An 18,282-nucleotide genomic window follows, 5' to 3' on the forward strand; every position below is an offset into this window, starting at 1 on the left:
GGGCCGCATAACTGCGGCCGGGGTTTGCAGGCTTGTGGCCGGGCTGGCCGTCCTTACAGGACGCCACGTAACTTGCATGATCTTCGCACCGATCGTCGCCAACCGCAGCTGCGCTGGACTGTCCGACTGCCATCACCGAGAAGCTACAGCATCTTCCCGACGCAATAGTGCAATCAGAGAGCTTCTTGGGACGAAACGAAATCCTCGCCGCCTCCGGATCATGCAATCGTGAGAAGTCATCCTGCGCCATCATGATCGGGGGGTATCAAAGCGTTCCTCAATCCAATGGTTGCCGCGGTGAACGTCGGTCGACAGGGAAGAGCACAACGGACGGTGCATCTCGCCGCTTTGAGCGCTATGATCCGGACGTATTGTTGCGCCGCTTTATGATTGTTGGTGGGCGGATCGACTCCAAACATTAGCATGGATAGGGGTGCCGCTATTCTCCGCTAAATTCAATACCAAGCTATCATCTTAAGCCGGACCCAACCCAGGCCGGCACTATCGCTCGACACTGCTGCGGTGACATTCCATTGAAGGCTCTGAAGCACTTCGCGAAGTGCGAAGCAGACGTAAACCCGCAGGCCATGGCAATGTCGATGATGGGCATCCGCGTGCCTTCGATCAGGCGCTTCGCATGGTCTGTGCGGATCCGGAGATAGTGGCGCACCGGCGGAAGTCGGACATGGGAAGCGAACAAGCGTTCCAGCTGGCGCCGCGATACTGCGGCCCGTTGCGCAACCTCTTCCATTGTCAGCGGGAACTCCACATTTTCTTCCATGATCCGCATTGCCATCAGGAGCTTGTCGCTCACACCCGCAAAGGCTAGGCCCGACGGACCGGTCTGGCGGTTTGATCCTGAGCGCTGACCTTGGACAGTCGCGTGGCGGCAGACCTCCTGTGCAATATACCCGCCGGCATGGCTGCCGATCAGATCGACCGCCAGGTCAAAAGCTGCCAGTTCTCCTGCGCAGGTTGAATACTGGCCGTCCTTGACAAACAAGGAATCGCTTATGCGGGGTTGGTTGAACACTTCGGCGAAAGCAGCGAGCCGCGACCAGTGTATCGTGCAGCGTGTACCTGCCAGAAGGCCCGTCCGAGCGAGCAGCCATGTCGCTGTCCCAACCGCAGATATCGGCACCGCGCGACGCGCCATCGTTCGCAGAAATCCGTTGAGCTCAGGCGTCAGTTGCTGTTCTACCGGCTCGCCCGTCACGATAGCGAGCTGGTTCGGTCTGCGATCGTCCGAGCCGGAAACCAGCTCGTCTATCGCGACATCAACAGCAACCGAAAGGCCGTTGGCGCCCTCGATTGGCCGAGCGTCAAGCCCCGCGATTCGCCACCGGAACAGCGGCAGGCTCGATACCGTGTTGGCGATGCGAAAGGGTTCGATATAGGCGTGAAGCGCCAGGTGCGAGAACCCGGGTAACACCAGAACCACCAGGTCAAACGGTCGATCGGCCGCCGCCGAAATTTTCGGCGTGGCCAACGACACAATTGCGCTGATGTTGGCGGGTGCGTTCACTAGGATCCGTACGTGGCTACTGGCTCACCGAACGTGCCTGGTTCCGGTTTAATGCCGAGGCCAGGCAGTTGCGGTACGGCGATGTGACCATTTTCGATGACAATCGGATTCGTCGCGTCGAAATGTCCTTCGATATATTCCTGCGCGATCCAGGCGCCCTCAAAACGGCGCGGCTCCACAGTGGAAGCTAAGTGCACGCAAGCCGCCGCGATTATGTCGCCACCCCATGCGTCATCACAGCTGTGCGGTAACGAGCGGATGGCGCAAAGGTCGCGCATTGTCGCCATTTTGGTGAGGCCGCCAAGACGGGTGACCTTGAAGCCGAAGCCATCCGCGATGCCGAGCGAGATCGCCCTGAGTACTGCGTTCTGATCTTCGGTGTTCTCGTCCAAATATACCGGATGCGTCACCCTGCCCTTCAGAGTGGCCACCTCATCCATAGTGTTGCAGGGTTGCTCGAAAACGAATGGGATCGCCTGGCAAAGCCGGTCCAGATGGATCGCTGCAGCGACAGTGAGGCCCCTGTTGCCATCCACTGCGATACGCGCTTTGTAGCCGACCGCTTCCCAAACCTTGTGAATCGAGGCCACATCCTGTTCGAGATTTCGCCCCGAGATTTTGACCTGCAGGCGTGGATAACCTGACTTCACCTTGTCGGCGGCTATCATGGCCGTTTCGTCAGGCGGGCCAACAATCAGCGAATAGTAGGCCGGAACACGGTCGACCAGCGCACCGCCCAGCAGTGTCGAGACCGGAACTCCAAGCCGCTGGCCGAGAAGGTCAAGGAAGGCAATGTCGAACGCTGCCTTGGCATAGCCATGCCCGTTCAAGCGCTCGTCCATGCGTTTGGCGAGAAGCCTGATCGAGGCAATCTCGGCGCCCATAAGACCTGGGGCGATTTCGGCAATCGCCGCGCGTGCGCCGAGTGCATGATGTGGCTGATAAACCGGCCCGACCGGGCAGGTTTCGCCCCAGCCAGTCAGTCCGTCATCGGTCACAATCCCGACGATGGTGCTGTCAAGCGCGTTGACGTCGTCGCTTGCCATTCGATAGGTGCCACCTTTAACAGGCAGCTGGACCTTATAGACGTTGATCCGGTCAATGCGCATGAGGGTGCTCAGTATTCTTCGTTGAGTGCGTCGACGGGGATATCCCTTGAGCGACGGTCGACATAAGCGCGCAATTCCTCGTCCTTCGCGACGTCGAGCTTAGGTTCTTCATATTCGGCCAGAAGATGGCGCGTATGCTCGAGTGCGCGTTGCTTGATGTCCTTGGAGCCATCAGCGTACCACTGCTCATCGAGTTATTGTCGAAGAGTTTCGGGATAAAGAAGGCCTTCTCTAAGTTCGCCTGTGTATGCGGATTTCCAAAGTAATGGCCGCCCGGCCCGACACCGCGGACCGCAGCCAGGGCTTCATCAAAGTCGTCCCATTGGATGCCTTGCGTCATGCGATAGCCCATGGCGCAGATTCGGCGTCGACGACAAACTTTGCGATCGAGCAGGGCATGTCGGCTTCATTCCAGCCAGCCGAATGCCAAATGTAGTTTGCGCCTGACATCAGCACGGCCATTATCGTCATTGCACTTCATAGCCAGCTTGGGCATCGAAGACCTTGGCGCCGCCAAGAAGGTTCGAGGTACGCCAACGGACGTTGTAGCGGCGAGCCATCTGGCCGATCATGAAGTTCATGAGCGAAATCTCAGGAGTTCCCGCCATTGGCGCTCCCGATTGCATCGACACGGTCGACAGGTAATGCCCATAGATCGCGGGGCAACCTTCGCGCCGACCTGCGTGTAGGCGAGAGCCGAGGCGCCTCCGCATTGAGCTGCGCCACTGCCGCCGCGGTGGAGGCCGGCGTGTTCGCGCCGCCGAGAACGAAGGGCGAGCGGCAGAAAGCACGCATGCCGCCCAGCATGACCTGGTCCAATACGAGCGGCGAATTGCTGTTGCAGTTCCGGTCGTGACCGCATGCGTGCATAGCCCGTCGATGACGTCGACTTGACGGTCACGAAGGCGCTTTCTTCCGAGGCAAGCCAGACAGCCAGATTTCCCGACATCTTTCGATTCGCCCCAGCGCAACGGCGGACTCTTTGGCCGACTTCCCCTTGTTGCATGTTGTCTGGGTGGGTCCTATGATCGAAGACGAGGACATGTTGAAGGATTCCTGGATAAGCGCTGCTTATTCCTCCTCGCGATTGAGAGGGCTACGACAGATTTAGGCTCGGATCTGCGAGTTCTGAAGGCGGAAAAAATATCGTCCGATATAAGATCAATTCATCTAAGCGTGCTACGCTGATCAGGCCAAACCGAGGCGCCCAATGTGCTTGCAAGTGCAAGGGGCTTGCGCCGAGCAGGCGCGGACCCTTAGGCGGCGTGCCGACTCTTTAGCGGCGTGCTGACCCCGAGCCGGGACTATCGCCGTGCACCATCCGGCAGCAGAATGAACCTGCTCGCCTGCATCTGGTAGCGATCGAACTCCGATTTGGCCACAAGCCGGAACTCGTCGATTAATGCATCGGCAAAAACGTCGGTGCGTTGGTCACGGTTGGGCGCCGGCTCGTGCTCAATCTGCGAACCGCCCAGAATCATGGCAGGCTGAAACGAGCGCAGACCGACGTCCCTGCAGCGGTCTCCCGATCAAATCGCCTGAGACTCGCGTATTCCGGCCTTCGAGGTCGACGCACAACGGTCTCGAGCAGCGCCATTCGACATCTCGTGTCGGGTTTGTCGGCTCCGCTACACACGCTCTGTTTCAGCCCATCTCTTGTTTTGCCTCGGACCAAATAGCTGAAAAGCAATCACAAAATCTCTTTCTCGGCTCGATAAGTCAAATTGGCACGACTTTTGAAACCCTTCGGTGTTGAGGCGGCGACGACGAAATAGTTCTCTGTATATCGCCATGCGAAGTAAACATCGCTCCGCAGTACTCAGCCTTCGAAGGGAAGAAATTGGCCATGTCAAATCCACACATAAACAAAGGTTTGTCTATTTTGACGGACGATGTCGCCTGCGCAAGGCAACTCAATGCCCGCAACGTAAGAGTGCTCAGCACGGATGGCGATAGGGGGCGCGGCGTATTCTCTGCTCGCGATTTCCTGCCCGGGGAGATTGTTATCATTGGGTTAATTGACCGCATGGAAAGGAGGCGGACGACAAACTCGTTTCAATTGGACTGGAATGTCCATGCTCTCTTTCAGAAGCCGGCTGTCATTGTGAATCATTCTTGTGAGCCAAATTTGGCGATTGTGCCTAATCGCTTCGGAGCCTACGACTTCGTCGCTATTGAGCATATCTCTTCTGGTGTCGAAGTAACCTGGGACTACGCTACCTCGGAGTTCGAGTGCATCGGGGTATCAGTATGTCTTTGCTCATCGGCAAATTGCCGAGGTACAGCCGGCGGCTTCTCTAAGTTGCCTCGCGATCATCCGACGCTCGTGTCCGGATTTTATGCACCATACCTCAACCAAACTTGGACGTCATCCGAGAAGAGATAGATTTCTTTCAAGTTTGTCGGTTAACAGGACTTGGACTCGTCCGGCCCCACACCGAATGGCTAAGCGCGAGCTGGCCATATCTACCGTCTTGCATTATGTTGCTGACTCAAGGATACGGCGACTTTCGTGTATCCCGTCGGTATTTCTGTAGAGCGTTTCATCTCTTGAGCGAATCGCAGATTGATCGGGATAGGGGGGCGCCTCGCGACGCCGCCCCTCCCACACCACCGGGCATACGGGTCCGTACCACGGCGGTTCGATCGGATTAGGCTTGGGCAGAGACATGAAGTCGAGGGAGACCGAGGGACTCGAAGTAATGGTTGCGCAGGGCCTGTTGGACCGCCGGGTGTCCTGACATGCGCCAGAATCCCGTCGGTGATCCGGCGGCAACCGCAGCTCCGAACTTTGGTACGCCATGACGGCGCAGTTCCTTGAACCGGTTGTGCCCGTTCCCCCATTGCCGCCCAGATACATGCGTAGTCTTCGGCGGATCCACGCTTCCAGGTGTCTGAGTACTCGAGGCGTCTGGCAGAAGCCGAAGTAGCCGCGCCAACCGACGAGGTATGGCTTCAGCTCTTTGACCAGCTGCGGCAGACTTACGCCCCGGGTCCGGCGTGTCATGTCCCGGATCAGCGCCTTGAATTTGTCGAGAGCTTTTGGCGCGATGCGCCGCTCGCTTCCGTCATTCGAGATGCTGAACCCCAGGGACTTCCGCTCCTCCGGTCGCGCCACCGCGCTCTTCGCCTCGTTGACCTTCAGCCGCAGCTTCTTGGTCAGGAACCGGCTTACGGAAGCCATGACCCGTTCACCGGCGCGGCGGCTGCGAACATAGATGTTGCAGTCGTCCGCGTAACGGCAGAAGCGGTGACCACGTCGGGCCAGTTCCTTGTCGAGGTCGTCGAGCAGGAGGTTGCTTAGGATGGGCGAGAGCGGACCGCCTTGCGGGGTCCCTTCGTCCACCGGACGGACCAAGCCATCCTCCATCACCCCCGCATTGAGGAATGCTCGTAAGTTTGAGCGCACGCTTATCGGACACCCTCGCGGCAACGCGCGCCATCAGGCTATCATGATTAACCCGGTCGAAAAATCTTTCGAGGTCGAGGTCAACCACGTAGCTGTAACCCTCGGCAATGTAGCATTGCGCTTGGGCTACCGCCTGATGGGCAGAGCGTCCCGGGCGGAAGCCGTAGCTGTGCTCCGAGAACGTCGGGTCCCACTGCTCTTGGAGGACCTGCAGCAGGGCTTGCTGGATCAGTCTGTCGACGACGCAAGGTACGCCGAGTTTTCTGACCCCGCCGTCCGGCTTGGGGATTTCGACCCGCTTGACCGGCTGCGGCTGATAGGTTCCCTCGAGCAATCGAGACCGAATGCTTGGCCAGTGCTCACGCAGGTAGCCCTTGGCGTCGTCGATGGTCATCCCATCCACGCCTGGACCGCCCTTGTTGCTTCGAACGCGTTTCCACGCTGTTTCCAGATTCTCTCGGCTACATACCGTCTCCATCAGTTGTTCTGTCCAAGCCGGGCTTTCGTGTGCAGACTTCGCCACGAGCGGTTCGGCCCCTTGGTAACCGCTGGCAGGGGCTTCACCCCTCGGTTCCAGGGCCAGTGAATACTGGGTCTTCTGCCGCTTTCCACTCATGAGTTGCCAGTCCTATTTGCCACTTCCAATCGTTCGGGCCTTCGGTCACGTTTCCGGCTCGGCCTATCCATTTGCTCCGCCTTTCAGCCTTGGAGTGCCTCACTAGCCTTGCCGACAGCATCACCTACTACGCCGTCTGCTGACTCCTGCATCACGGTCAGGTCACCTTGCGGTTCCATCAGTTCCGAAGTCGGAACATGACGCAGGCCTCCCCAGGTAAGTTCAATCGCCTTCCCCGCGCACCTGCCGGATCTACAGCCCTGCCCCTTGATGCATATGGACTTCGCGACCGTTGCCCGCTCGTCCGGCCAGGGATGCCTCATATCCGGTTTCTGTTCGTCAGGTCGCGGTTTTGCTCCACGCTTCCTTCAGACACCACCTCGCGGTAATGCCCTTGCGCTTTGCTAAGCCTTCACCTCCATCAGGTTCGCCGACGCATGATCGAGGACATGACGATCCGCAATCTGTCGCCGGCCACGCAACGATCCTATGTACACGCGGTGGCGAAGTTTCCCGGCATTTCGGCCGCTCTCCGGACCGGCTTGGCCTTGAGGACGTCCGCGCTTCCAGGTGCATCTGGTCTCGACCGGGATCTCATGGCCGGCCTTGAACCAGACGGTGTGTGCCCTGCGGTTCTTCTGCGGCGTGACGCTGGGCCATGCCAAGATCCCGGAACGGATCGTCTATGCCCGCGCGCCACGCACGCTCGCGGTGGTGCTGAGTGCCGACGACGTTGTCCGCTTTCTTGAGGCGGTGCCGAGCCTGAAGACGCGCACGGCCTTGACCACGGCCTATGCCGCGGGCCTTCGCGCTTCAGAGACCGTGGGGCTGAAGGTCGGCGACATCGACAGCGAACGCGGCGTCATCCGGGTCGAGCACGGCAAGGGCGGCAAGGACCGCACCGTGATGCCTGCTGGCGGCTGGCGAAGCGCAGGGCTGGTTGTTTCCGGGCCGGGATCCAAATCGCCCCATCGACGTGCGGGTGCTGTATACGGCCTGCCGCTCGGCGCGTGCGGCCGCCGGCATCGACAAGCGCGTGACGGTCCACACGCTCAGGCACAGCTTCGCCACGCATTTGCTGGAGAACGGCACCGACATTCGCATCATCCAGGTGCTGCTGGGTCACAACAATCTGTCCTCGACGGCGCGCTACACCAAGGTCTCGAACGGCCTCATCCGGCGCGCGACAAGCCCGCTCGACCGACTGAACATCGAAGTTCGTGCCGCCGGGCTGATCGGTTCCGCCCATGTCGGCGAGACTGGAGGTGGCGGATATCTTCCGCCGTCATGGCGAGGCGTATCGGCAGGCTCATGACGGTCATCTCGGACGCGTCGAGCGCCGTACGATGAGCGCCATCGAGTTGTGCCAGACCGCCGAACTGGGCGGCCTTGTCGAGGGCTGCCGGTCCTGCGGGGCGATCCGCGTGGCCTACCATTCCTGTCGCAACGGCATTGCCCCAAGTGCCAAGGAAAGGCCTGCCGGGAATGGCTCGCCGCGCGGCAGGACGAGCTTCTTCCGGTTTCCTATTTCCACGTGGTGTTCACGCTGCCGGCCGAGATCGCGGCGGTCACCTTCCAGAACAAGGCGGCGGTGTACACGATCCTGTTCAAGGCGGCCGCCGAGACGCTGCGCACGATCGCCGCAGATCCATCGCGGCAAGACGAAGCTCATGACGCTCGACGCGCACGAGTTCATCCGTCGCTTTCTCCTGCACACGCTGCCCGACGGTTTCCATCGCATCCGCCACTACGGCTTCCTCGCCAACGGTAATCGCACCGCCAAGCTCGACCTGTGCCGCAGGCTGCTGGCCGGATCGCAGCAGAACGATCTCGAACCGAATGCCAAAAGCGCCGCTGTCGCCGCCGAGCGCCTTGCGGTGGCGCATCGCTGCCCCTGCTGCGGAGAGCCAATGATCACGCTCGCCATCTGGCGCTGCGGGCAGGCGCCGCCGAGCCCCTTCTGGAACGATACCTCATGACCACGCCTCGCCATGCGCGCCGACACCCCGGCCCTTATCCCGCCGCACAAAGCCGCAAGCAGACAGCCCGGCGCCAGAAGGCACTGCAGCCTATCCGACGGCTCGCGCCACCACGGTTCCGCCTTCCACCGTGCCATCCTTCGCTGTGGCCGCATCGTGAACGCCCTTCATCAGCATGGCGAAGACGATCCCGACCGCTCCTCCAGGCTACAATCCCAATAGCGCCAGACCGTCCCGCGGCTTCGTTCAGTCCGGCTTGCAATGAGGTCCGACAACCAGTCCGTCCGCTCCGTCGAGCATGCGGACCTCACGGAAGCCTCCGGATTCCCTTCTGAACGATTTATGAACATGCCGGCTGGATTAGAGGCCAGCATCTGATGCAACCTCAGGTTCAATACAAACAGCGGCAAAAATGTCAGGTTCATTACAACCGGCCATCTTTGGGCACTGGAGTTTTAGAGCATAATCAATGCGCGCCACTGCGCTGAGCGCACTTGGCAGGGCTTTTGCTCCTTGAGATTCGGCAACACTGAGTAAGCGCTGACTGCACGAGACGAGCGATGCTTTTCTTGAACCCATGTGCCCCTCTCTAAGAGGGAAACAAGCTCGCGCACAAAGTCGCGCAGCCTTTGGCAATAGCTTTGGAGAGCAACATGGTACTTCAGATCGAGTCGCCGGCTCCTTCTATCAAAGTGGAGGACTGGCTGCGTGGCGAGCCCCTCGCGAATTTCCAGCCCGGCAAGGTGTATATTGTCGATTTTTGGGCAACTTGGTGCGGACCATGTGTGGCGGCGATGCCCCATCTGATGCAGCTGCAGGAGAAATACAAGGACAGCGGACTTGAGGTCGTCGGAGTCGCGGCCGATGAAGATGCTCCAACGGCCGTCGAGGCCCGAACCAACTTGGACGCGTGGTTGACCGAAAAGTGCTCGAATCTGAACTATCGGATCGCGTTCGACTACACAGGCGAAATGAACAAGCTTTGGAGGGAACCCAGCTTTTCTGTCGGGATTCCGACCTCCTTCGTGGTCGACCGAGACGGCCACATCGCCTTTATCGGTCATCCGACCGAACTCGATGAGGTTTTGCCGAACGTGCTTAACGGCAACTGGCCTACCAGCGATCAAGCGAAAGCCGCCGATACGGAGCGGATCGTCAAGTGCGAACCCATCGCGTGCGAACACGCGTGGAAGAAGACGATCAATGAGAGATTTTGGGCGGCAGTGGGGAAACAGGATTGGAAGACGGCGCTCTCGGCGATCGAAGACGGCATCGTCTTGATGCAGGACGATATCAATTTCCGCCTAGCTCATGCGCATCTGTTGCTTCACAAAATTCAAGACATGTGGACCGGCTTGCCCGCGATGCGCCAATTGGTTCGCGACGCGATCGACAGAAACTCCGAGCATTGGATGCTTGCAGCGCTCGATCAACTCTTCGGTCCGGCGCATGACCATTCGCGCTTTCCGTCTGCTGAGCGCTTCGCGCTGGGCAAAGAGCTGTCCGAACACATCCTGGCACTGAATCCTTCGCAAGGCGACGGCCCTAAGTTCCGGTCTTATCCGGCGGTCGCTCGCTACTATCACGAGAGCGGCAACAAAGATCGCGCGATCGAGTTGGTCGGGCTGGCCCTGAAGTCGCTGGACGGACCGGAGCCTATCCCGGACGAACTGAAACGGCACCTTCTACCGGATTTGCTGCAGGCCCTGGCCAACTACAGACGCGAGAAGGTTTGTTACGGCGCTCTCTGTACGGCTCCGCAAAACAATTTCCCGAAGGTGCCAAAGCGTGGCCGGCCGAGGAGAAAACATAAAAAGGGGTGATGGTCGAATGTTTAGTGGCCAGTTCGTTCATTTCTCTGTGGCCGCAGCAAATAGGGTCCATGCGGCACGAGGTGGATCGTTTGCGGCAGGGAGCCACGATGGCGCTTTCACCAAGCATGGCGTCGAAAAGGTCCTTGTAGCCGACGGCATCGGTTACCCTTTCCGCAACGATTGGATTGCAGCTTTGCCGGTTGTGAATTTCGGAAGCGTGGGCACTTCCCGGTCGGCCTCTGGGAGCTTTGGGAACCAAATGGGGCCGAGGGGCTGTGAACGTCATCAATGGATCAAGACGTTCTGTAACCACCGGTACCATGTAGCTCTCAATCCAGCTTTTTTCGAATGCGATTTGAAATTCCTGCCAGTTACCAGGTCGCGTCCCCACAGGTGATAGCTCGGCGGTAGCGAAGCCGCTCGCGAGCGCGCCCTCGATAGCGCTGTAGCGAGCGAGCGGCTTTGCGGTGGTCATCGACGGTTCGCCGGTAAGGTTGTGTTGCTGACACCAACCTGATGCGAAGGAACCATCGATGACCGATGACATGATGACCTGTGCGCGCTCGCGGAGAAGACCCGGGTGCCGATCTCCTGCCGGAGGTTGACTCATGATTCCCCCAGATAATCGAAGCAGTATAGTTTAGTTGAATTGCTTTCGCAGATTCAAGAATAAGTTGTCCTGCAAGGCTTGGAGCCGCGCCCGCTACACTCCCAATGGCTCGAGCGACCGGCGAAGCGCCGCCTCCTGTTCGGAAGAGAGCTTTCTCAAAGGCCGGCGAACGTTGCCCGTTCCGTAGCCGCGCAATTGCGCAGCTCTGAGGACAGACGGTGTGTAAGGTGCTCTCCAGATGAACAGGAGCGATGGCAATATACGGTGCCAGAGGGCCAGTGCCTGCATGTATTTCTTGGCACTCGCCAGCTCATACAATTCAACCGCTTCGGCAGGCATGTAATTGGCCGCGCCCCAGATGACGCCACGGGCGCCAGCCATCAACGCGTACAGCGTAGTGGTGTCGCAGCCGTTGAGAACTGTGCCGCTTGTCTGAAGATACTCCTGATGGACGGTGAAGTCCCCTGCGCTATCCTTGATATAGTTGAAGTTCTTCAGCTGGCTTAGGCGTTCAAACAGCTGTGGGGAGACCGAAATGCCGGTGGCCTGGGGAATATTATATCCGACCAGGTCGACACCGACGACAGCATCGATTGCCCTGTAAAAGTCGAAGGTTCCATCCTCGTCGTTCGGCCCCTCGAAGTACGGAGGCAAGATCATCAACGCGTCCGCGCCGACCGACTCGGCGTGACGGGACCTTCTGATGACTTCGTCCATGTTGAGGGCCGAAGTCTGGCAGATAATATTGCAGCGGCCGGCTATGCGCTTTGCGCCGACTTCATAGAGCCGATTGCATTCCGCTTCAGTGAGATAGGGGTGTTGCCCCGTCCCGGCGCCAAGCACCAACCCGTGAACGCCCGCAGCGACGTATTTTTCGATCAATTCCTCAAAAACCGAGTAGTCAATTGCACCATTCTCATCGAACGGCGTTTGCATCGCCAGATTTATGCCCTTCAGGTCCGCCATGTTCTCTCTCGTTGTATCTAGACTTCAGCGCCGGCCTGTCTGAAACGGACCGCGGTTACAATGCGAACGCCCATCGCTGTGACAGGCTTGGGATAAGGCTTGCTGGGACTCGCGCGCCTCTTCAGGATGTCGATCACCGGCGATGACCGCCCCGACGCCAGATCGGCGACGGCCTTGCCGAAGGCTGCTCCTCGCGCGACGCCGGTACCATTACAGAAGGCGGCGCCGAATACGTTGTTGTCCAATTCGCCAAAGACCATGCCGCCATTTTGCGCGAGGGTGAGAAGGCCGCCCCAACTGGCCTCGAAGCCGACCGACGAGAGTTCCGGCCACCGCCGATCGAACGCGATCTGCTGCTGCAGCCGAGCCCTCATCACGTCCTGCGTGGTGGTCTTGAAGTCAGTCGCATAGGAATAGACGTTGCGAAGGAAAAGTCGGTTGTCGATCGTGCGACGAACCGTTGTGCCGAAGCTGTCCGCCGGAATAAGCCCGTAGGCTTTCTGATTGCCCACCTGAGAAAGCTCGCTTTCCGTTAGCTGTCGCGTCATGCTCGCAAATGTGTAGAGCGGTATTGCCCGGTTCTCGAAGAAGCCGAACTTCGTGAGATAGCCGGATGCGCAGATAATAACTTTCGAGGCGCTGATTGTTCCGGTGGGCGTCTCGCAGACGTGTTTGGGCGTGCCGAATCGCACCGCCACGATGGGGGTGTTTTCGTGAACGGTGACGTTCGGGGGCAGGCTTCTTGTAGCGTTCTTGAGGTACTTCGCAGGCTGGACAAGAATGGTGCCTGGATGGTGCAGAGCCTTGATGTAATGCCTGCTGCCGGTAATCGCCTGAATTTCGGCGTTCTCGACCCAGCTGTAGTTTTGCCCAAGTTTGTCCAACGCCTCTGAAAAACGCCGAAGATCTTCAACTCCGTGGGCGCTGGCCGCGCTGTGATACTTGCCCTGCGGGTCCCAGTCGCAATCTACTCCATGCTGTTCGACGGCGCTGCGGATATAGGCAATCCCGTCCAGGTTAATGAACAGCTCCTCCTTGTTCCCCTCGACGTCTTCGACGAAATCGCGCTTGCGAGGGTTGTGGGCAAGATCGATGACGAAACCCATGCAGCGTCCGGATGCATTGTTTCCAATGCGATCCGCGTCCACCAGGAGCACCGAAGACTGGGGGTTTAGTTCGGCGTATCGACGAGCCGCGTGCAGCCCCATCCAGCCGCCGCCAATGACTAGGCAGTCACACGCAACGTCGCCTTCTTGCGGCACCAGCGCCAGCTCCGGTCCTGCCGTAGCGTACCAGCCGGACATAGTCGGCTCGGGATGGGGCGGCTGAACGACTTTGCGCTTTTTCGTCATTGTTTGATTGAACGAATCCACTGCCAACTCGCTGAGTTAAGGCGGCCGCCAAGGCTTGCTACGATCCGCGGCCGCGTTGTTCCTCTTCGAATAGACCACTTGGCGGGCGTCTCGTAGACGGAAAAGATGGCGTCTGATATAGACCTGCTTCATGTCAAAGCTTCGTAACCTGGTGCCTTCGACGCATTCGCTTTTTGTCTTCGAAGCGGCTGCCCGAACCCTAAGTTTCAAAAGCGCAGCCAGCGAGCTCAACGTTACGCAACCAAGCGTTTCGCACTCGATCAAGACGTTCGAGAAGCATTGCGGGACCGCACTCTTTGCCCGAGATAATCGAGGAGTGCAGCTGACGGAGGCTGGCAGGCAGCTCTACGACGAGGTGCGCACCAGCTTCCGCCGTCTGGAACAGCGGCTTGAGACCGTCTCCGATCGTGGAACGAAGTACGTCACTTTTGCTGCTTCGACATCTCTCGCGGCACATTGGCTGGCGCCTCAGCTCTATCATTTCCAGGAAGAGCATCCGGACGTCAGGATCAAGGTTGTCGCCACCGATCGGGATATCGAGCCCGATCACGAAGTAGACGTCACCGTATGGGTGCGGCCACGAGATTTTGATAGGACCAACAGCTGGTTCGTATGCGACGAAATCATTTACCCCGTCTGCTCCCCCGTATATCTTCTGACGCACCCCGCTCCACAGACCGTCGATGAGCTGGTTCACCACCAGCTCATTCATTCGTCCGATGCCTTTCGCAAGCGAATGGGCTGGCCCGAATGGGTCGAGCTTGCAGGCGGAGATGCCAGCGAGATCAAACCGAACATTGTCTTCAATGACTATCAGCTGACGCTTCAAGCAGCTCTTGCAGGCGAAGGAATCTCGTTGGGATGGTCCTTGACTGCCCAGCACCTGCTCAACAACCGTCTGCTGGTTCGGCCCATCTCGACTGAGATCAAGACCGACCGCGCCTTCTTCCTCTTGGCCAATGAGGATGCAAGCAAAAACAAGAGGTGCAAGGTTCTGGTGGACTGGTTCCTCGCTCAGTCGGAGGAATTGCGGTCTTAAACGGCTACCGGCGGTGCTCCCTCGGTTGTCATACCTACCGCCGCTGGGTCGGTTTCGGGCTATTTCTTACCACGTAACGAGAGCTGCGCCCAGGTATAAACTGAGTTTAACACCAGCGAAACCTTTTGCGAATTCTCAGGACAATTGCTGGTCCCTATCATCAACGTCAATGCGCAGGGGCCGCGTCCCGTATCGCGGACCGAAGAAAGCTCTGTTGGCGGGACCTTTGTGCCCCTCTGGGAAGACGCGATGATGGATACTGATACTCCCGTACTTCGGCGCCGCGGAGGGCGCGCCTCGGTCATGGCTGCCCGGGAAACAGAGAAGAGGCCTCGCGTCTCGACCATCAAGTACGGCATTCGACCTGTGGAGGCCGTCACTGCTGAGCAGCTTGAACGCATTCACCAGGCTTCGCTGGCCATCCTGCGCGAGATCGGAATTGAATTCAGGGATGAAACGGCGATCCAGCAATGGAAGGAGGCCGGCGCCGATGTCCAAGGCCAACGTGTGCGCCTCGATGGCGAGATGCTGATGCATCTCATCTCCAAGGCCCCATCTCGGTTTGAGATGACATCTCGCGATCCGTCACAGCGTTTCGAGATCGCGCCAGACACAATGACCTTCAGCGCCATGCAAGGCGCGCCAAACGTCCGCGATCTTCAGGGCGTGCGACGGGCATCCACGATCGAGGATCTGCGGAACATGAACCGGCTGACCCAGATGCTGCCTGGGTTCCATGTCGCCGGCGGGTTCACCTGCGAGCCGACCGACATCGCTGTTCCATGGCGCCATCTGCACATCAACCATTCGAGCCTTGTGGAAACGAACATGCCCTTCTTCGGTCTGACGACCGGGAAGCAGCGTGCCGAGGACTCGATCGTCATGGGGCAGATCGTCCACGGCAAGGCATTTATGGATCAGAACGCGGTGATGCTTGGTCACGTGTCGGGAAACTCGCCGCTGGTCTGGGATTCGACCATGCTGGAAGGGCTCCGCGCTTTCGTCGAGGCGAACCAGGTCGTTCTGCTGTCTCCTTTTGTGCTCGGCGCCGCAAACACTCCCGCCGACATCCCCGCAACACTCGCTCAGGTGAACGCCGAGGCACTCGCCGCACTCGCCTACACTCAGCTTGTCGCGCCCGGCGCCAAGATGATCTACGGTCAATATTCGGTCTCGGTGTCGATGCGCAGCGGCGCTCCGATGTCCGGCATGCCGGAAGTCACGCTCATCAACGCGGTCATCGGCCAACTGGCGAGGCGGTACGGTGTGCCGTGGCGAACCACCGCGTCTCAATCCTCGGCCAAAACCTTCGATGCTCAATCCGGCTATGAATCGGCGGTGGCTTACATGTCCGGCGCCAGCGCCTGCTCGAACCTTATGATGCATGCCGGCGGCTGGGATGAGGCCGGTCTCGTGTGCTGTATGGCGAAGTTTGTCGCGGATGCTGAACAGAACCTCTTGATCGAAAAATACGCGCGGGGGATTTCCTTCGACCATTTCGACGACGCTCTCGAGGCCGTGCGGCGCATCGGCCCGGGCGGTCACTATCTCGGAGATTCCTTCACGCTCAAGCGCTTCAAGGACGCATTCTTCACACCGGAGATCCTCGATTACCTCAACTACGAGCAGTGGAAGGTCAAGGGCTCCAAGGATATGGCGCAGCGTTGCCGTGACAAGGCTAGGTCGATCATCGAAAGCTACGAGCAGCCCCCGATGGATCCCGCCGTGCGCGAAGAACTCGATGCGTACGTAGCGCAACGCCAGGAGGAAATCTCGCCAAGCATTGGCTAGGCCTCGCCCACGAGCCGATGAGGGAAATAAACCGGGAACGCTAATAGCGAGAAGAAAATGGGACTTTTCAAAAGCAATGGGGATCGCATTCCGGCTTCCATCGAAAAGATCGCGAGCGACGTCAAAGCAGGCCAAATGGACCGGCGCGAGTTCCTCGCCCTTGCAAGCACATTCGGCGCCTCGGCTGCGATGGCCTACAGCCTAATCGGCGTAGCATTACCCCAGCCCGCACGCGCCGCTGAGCCGAAGAAGGGCGGAACTCTGCGCGTGTCCATGCCCGTCAAGGCACAGAAAGACCCACGTACCTATGACTGGGTGGAACTTGCCAACATTTCTCGCTGCTGGCTTGAGCCGCTCGTGCGTTACACACATGAGTTTACGTTCGAACCTGTCCTGCTGGAAAGCTGGGAGATCAATGATGACGCCACGGAGTATGTCCTCCATGTCCGGAAAGGCGTCACCTGGACCAACGGCGACGCTTTCAACGCCGATGACGTAATCTTCAACGTAACCCGCTGGTGCGAGAAGGCTGTCTCCGGCAACTCGATGGCGGCTCGCGTCGGGGGGCTTATCGATGACAAGACCGGCAAGGCGAGAAACGGCGCGATCGTCAAGGTAGATGACCATACGGTCAAGCTGATGCTGAGCGAGCCGGACATCGCCATTATCGCGAATTTTACAGACTATCCCGGATTGATCGTCCACCGCAGTTTCGATGCTGGCGGCGCCGATCCCGTCGCAAAGCCGCTTGGAACGGGGGCATTCGAACTGGTATCTTACTCGGTCGGCAGCAAGGCTGAAGTCAAACGCCGCGAGAATGGCAAATGGTGGGGCGGTGAAGCTCTGCTCGATGGCGTGCAATTCGTCGACTATGGAACTGACTTCCAGGCGACGGTGGCTGCTTTCGACTCCGGTGAGATCGACCTCAATCTGGAGACGCCGGCTGACTTCATCGACATTCTGGACAAGATGGACGTGGTCAAATCGGAGGTCGCCACCGCAACGACGCTGGTGTGTCGCACCAACACGACCAACAAACCATATGACGACAAAAAGGTCCGTAATGCGCTGCAGATGGCGGTCGATAACAACGCTATCCTTCAACTCGGCTATGCAGGAAGGGGAACGGTCGGCGAAAACCATCACGTCAGCCCAATCCACCCGGAATATTATGCCCTGCCCAAGAAGAACCGGGATGTCGAGGGCGCGAAGAAGCTCGTGGCTGAGTCCGCACATGCCGACTTCGAGCATGAGCTGATTTCGATCGACGAAGACTGGCAGAAAAACACCGGTGATGCGATTGCGGCCCAACTGCGGGAGGCCGGCTTCAAGGTCAAGCGCACGGTGCTTCCCGGTTCGATTTTCTGGAACGACTGGGCGAAGTATCCCTATTCACTTACCGTTTGGTACATGCGACCGCTCGGAGTTCAGGTCCTTGCGTTAGCTTATCGTACTGGCGAGGCCTGGAATGAGACTGCTTACTCAAACCCCGACTTCGACGCCAAACTCAAGAAGGCCTTCTCGGTGAGCGATGCCGCCAAGCGGAAGGAACTCATGAGGGACATCGAGGAAGTGCTGCAGGACTCCGGGGTCATCATCCAGCCGTTCTGGCAAAGCCTCTTTGGTCACATGAACAAAAAGGTTCAGAACTACGCAATTCACCAGACTTTCCAGATGGATTTGCAGAAAGTCTGGCTGGCCGCCTAGTCAACTCCCAAGGCTCCAACCGGGAGCCTGGTCGGTGCCCCATCGAGCCTGGGTACCGACCTCCTTTGAATTATGCACGAGGCGACCCGCCATGGCCGACGACGAGATCATCCTTTCCGAGCTTTCCGACGACGAGCTCGTGCAGCAGATGCACGACGACCTTTATGACGGGCTGAAGGAAGAGATCGAGGAAGGCACCAATATCCTTCTCGAGCGCGGCTGGGCGCCTTACAAGGTGTTGACCGAGGCTCTGGTCGAGGGCATGCGTATCGTCGGCGAGGATTTCCGCGACGGCATCCTGTTCGTTCCCGAAGTGCTGCTGTCGGCCAACGCGATGAAGGCCG

13 protein-coding genes and 4 pseudogenes are annotated in these 18,282 nt (G+C 58.8%); 8 read left to right on the plus strand and 9 right to left on the minus strand.

Annotated features, from left to right (window positions below):
• Positions 1-469: 469 nt before the first annotated feature.
• The 5 genes and pseudogenes from NKH41_RS27895 to NKH41_RS27915 form a co-directional block, all read right to left on the minus strand.
• Positions 470-1,525 carry a GlxA family transcriptional regulator gene (locus tag NKH41_RS27895; protein WP_352934949.1) on the minus strand — a complete coding sequence of 352 codons (1,056 nt, stop codon included), beginning with the start codon at positions 1,523-1,525 and terminating at the stop codon, positions 470-472.
• On the minus strand, positions 1,525-2,634 hold the full coding sequence (locus tag NKH41_RS27900; protein WP_352934952.1) for a mandelate racemase/muconate lactonizing enzyme family protein: 1,110 nt from the start codon (positions 2,632-2,634) through the stop codon (positions 1,525-1,527). The genes NKH41_RS27895 and NKH41_RS27900 overlap by 1 nt, the downstream gene beginning before the upstream one ends.
• Positions 2,635-2,642: 8 nt before the next feature.
• Positions 2,643-3,260, minus strand: a pseudogene (locus tag NKH41_RS27905) (trimethylamine methyltransferase family protein).
• Complete coding sequence (locus NKH41_RS27910; RefSeq protein WP_352934955.1) at positions 3,226-3,504, minus strand: trimethylamine methyltransferase family protein; 279 nt, start codon at positions 3,502-3,504, stop codon at positions 3,226-3,228. Before NKH41_RS27910 ends, NKH41_RS27905 begins: the two are co-directional and overlap by 35 nt.
• Positions 3,505-3,938: 434 nt before the next feature.
• Complete coding sequence (locus tag NKH41_RS27915; RefSeq protein WP_352934959.1) at positions 3,939-4,115, minus strand: hypothetical protein; 177 nt, start codon at positions 4,113-4,115, stop codon at positions 3,939-3,941.
• Between the two features lie 365 nt (positions 4,116-4,480).
• Here NKH41_RS27915 and NKH41_RS27920 point away from each other — a divergent pair, with 365 nt between their 5' ends.
• Complete coding sequence (locus NKH41_RS27920) at positions 4,481-5,020, plus strand: SET domain-containing protein-lysine N-methyltransferase (RefSeq protein WP_352934962.1); 540 nt, start codon at positions 4,481-4,483, stop codon at positions 5,018-5,020.
• A gap of 93 nt (positions 5,021-5,113) precedes the next feature.
• On the opposite strand, the gene NKH41_RS27925 is transcribed toward NKH41_RS27920, so the two are convergent.
• Both NKH41_RS27925 and NKH41_RS27930 read right to left on the minus strand, forming a co-directional pair.
• On the minus strand, positions 5,114-5,992 hold the full coding sequence (locus tag NKH41_RS27925) for a reverse transcriptase domain-containing protein (RefSeq protein ID WP_352934965.1): 879 nt from the start codon (positions 5,990-5,992) through the stop codon (positions 5,114-5,116).
• Between the two features lie 67 nt (positions 5,993-6,059).
• Positions 6,060-6,659: pseudogene (locus tag NKH41_RS27930) on the minus strand (reverse transcriptase domain-containing protein); the annotation flags it as partial.
• Between the two features lie 437 nt (positions 6,660-7,096).
• Here NKH41_RS27930 and NKH41_RS27935 point away from each other — a divergent pair.
• The 3 genes and pseudogenes from NKH41_RS27935 to NKH41_RS27945 all read left to right on the plus strand — a co-directional run.
• Positions 7,097-7,890, plus strand: a pseudogene (locus NKH41_RS27935) (tyrosine-type recombinase/integrase); the annotation flags it as partial.
• Between the two features lie 16 nt (positions 7,891-7,906).
• Positions 7,907-8,638, plus strand: a pseudogene (locus NKH41_RS27940) (IS91 family transposase).
• Between the two features lie 653 nt (positions 8,639-9,291).
• On the plus strand, positions 9,292-10,461 hold the full coding sequence (locus tag NKH41_RS27945; protein WP_352934968.1) for a TlpA disulfide reductase family protein: 1,170 nt from the start codon (positions 9,292-9,294) through the stop codon (positions 10,459-10,461).
• 694 nt (positions 10,462-11,155) lie between these two features.
• Here NKH41_RS27945 and NKH41_RS27950 read toward each other — a convergent pair.
• Both NKH41_RS27950 and NKH41_RS27955 read right to left on the minus strand, forming a co-directional pair.
• Positions 11,156-12,028, minus strand: coding sequence for a dihydrodipicolinate synthase family protein (locus NKH41_RS27950; RefSeq protein WP_352934971.1), 873 nt, complete (start codon positions 12,026-12,028; stop codon positions 11,156-11,158).
• 17 nt (positions 12,029-12,045) lie between these two features.
• The gene (locus NKH41_RS27955; protein ID WP_352934974.1) at positions 12,046-13,401 is read right to left on the minus strand and encodes an NAD(P)/FAD-dependent oxidoreductase; all 1,356 of its coding nucleotides are present in this window, start codon (positions 13,399-13,401) and stop codon (positions 12,046-12,048) included.
• 130 nt (positions 13,402-13,531) lie between these two features.
• On the opposite strand from NKH41_RS27955, the gene NKH41_RS27960 reads away from it, so the two are divergent.
• The 4 genes from NKH41_RS27960 to NKH41_RS27975 all read left to right on the plus strand — a co-directional run.
• Complete coding sequence (locus tag NKH41_RS27960; RefSeq protein ID WP_352934977.1) at positions 13,532-14,440, plus strand: LysR substrate-binding domain-containing protein; 909 nt, start codon at positions 13,532-13,534, stop codon at positions 14,438-14,440.
• A 249-nt stretch (positions 14,441-14,689) separates the two neighbouring features.
• Positions 14,690-16,231 carry a trimethylamine methyltransferase family protein gene (locus NKH41_RS27965; protein ID WP_352934980.1) on the plus strand — a complete coding sequence of 514 codons (1,542 nt, stop codon included), beginning with the start codon at positions 14,690-14,692 and terminating at the stop codon, positions 16,229-16,231.
• 57 nt (positions 16,232-16,288) lie between these two features.
• Entirely contained in the window at positions 16,289-17,938 is a 1,650-nt protein-coding gene (locus NKH41_RS27970; protein WP_352934983.1) for an ABC transporter substrate-binding protein, read from the plus strand.
• 91 nt (positions 17,939-18,029) lie between these two features.
• Positions 18,030-18,282 (plus strand): B12-binding domain-containing protein (locus NKH41_RS27975; RefSeq protein ID WP_352934985.1); only part of this gene is annotated, 253 nt, incomplete at its 3' end.

The sequence above is a fragment of the Mesorhizobium sp. M1169 genome (assembly GCF_040318345.1).
GTDB lineage: Bacteria > Pseudomonadota > Alphaproteobacteria > Rhizobiales > Rhizobiaceae > Mesorhizobium.

Excerpts from the sequence above, each read along its gene's own strand:
- NKH41_RS27970 (WP_352934983.1), top strand. The coding sequence starts at position 16,289 with ATGGGACTTTTCAAAAGCAATGGGGATCGCATTCCGGCTTCCATCGAA.
- NKH41_RS27960 (WP_352934977.1), top strand. The coding sequence starts at position 13,532 with ATGTCAAAGCTTCGTAACCTGGTGCCTTCGACGCATTCGCTTTTTGTC.
- NKH41_RS27915 (WP_352934959.1), bottom strand. The coding sequence starts at position 4,115 with ATGATTCTGGGCGGTTCGCAGATTGAGCACGAGCCGGCGCCCAACCGT.
- NKH41_RS27910 (WP_352934955.1), bottom strand. The coding sequence starts at position 3,504 with ATGCACGCATGCGGTCACGACCGGAACTGCAACAGCAATTCGCCGCTC.
- NKH41_RS27900 (WP_352934952.1), bottom strand. The coding sequence starts at position 2,634 with ATGCGCATTGACCGGATCAACGTCTATAAGGTCCAGCTGCCTGTTAAA.
- NKH41_RS27950 (WP_352934971.1), bottom strand. The coding sequence starts at position 12,028 with ATGGCGGACCTGAAGGGCATAAATCTGGCGATGCAAACGCCGTTCGAT.
- NKH41_RS27945 (WP_352934968.1), top strand. The coding sequence starts at position 9,292 with ATGGTACTTCAGATCGAGTCGCCGGCTCCTTCTATCAAAGTGGAGGAC.
- NKH41_RS27965 (WP_352934980.1), top strand. The coding sequence starts at position 14,690 with ATGATGGATACTGATACTCCCGTACTTCGGCGCCGCGGAGGGCGCGCC.
- NKH41_RS27920 (WP_352934962.1), top strand. The coding sequence starts at position 4,481 with ATGTCAAATCCACACATAAACAAAGGTTTGTCTATTTTGACGGACGAT.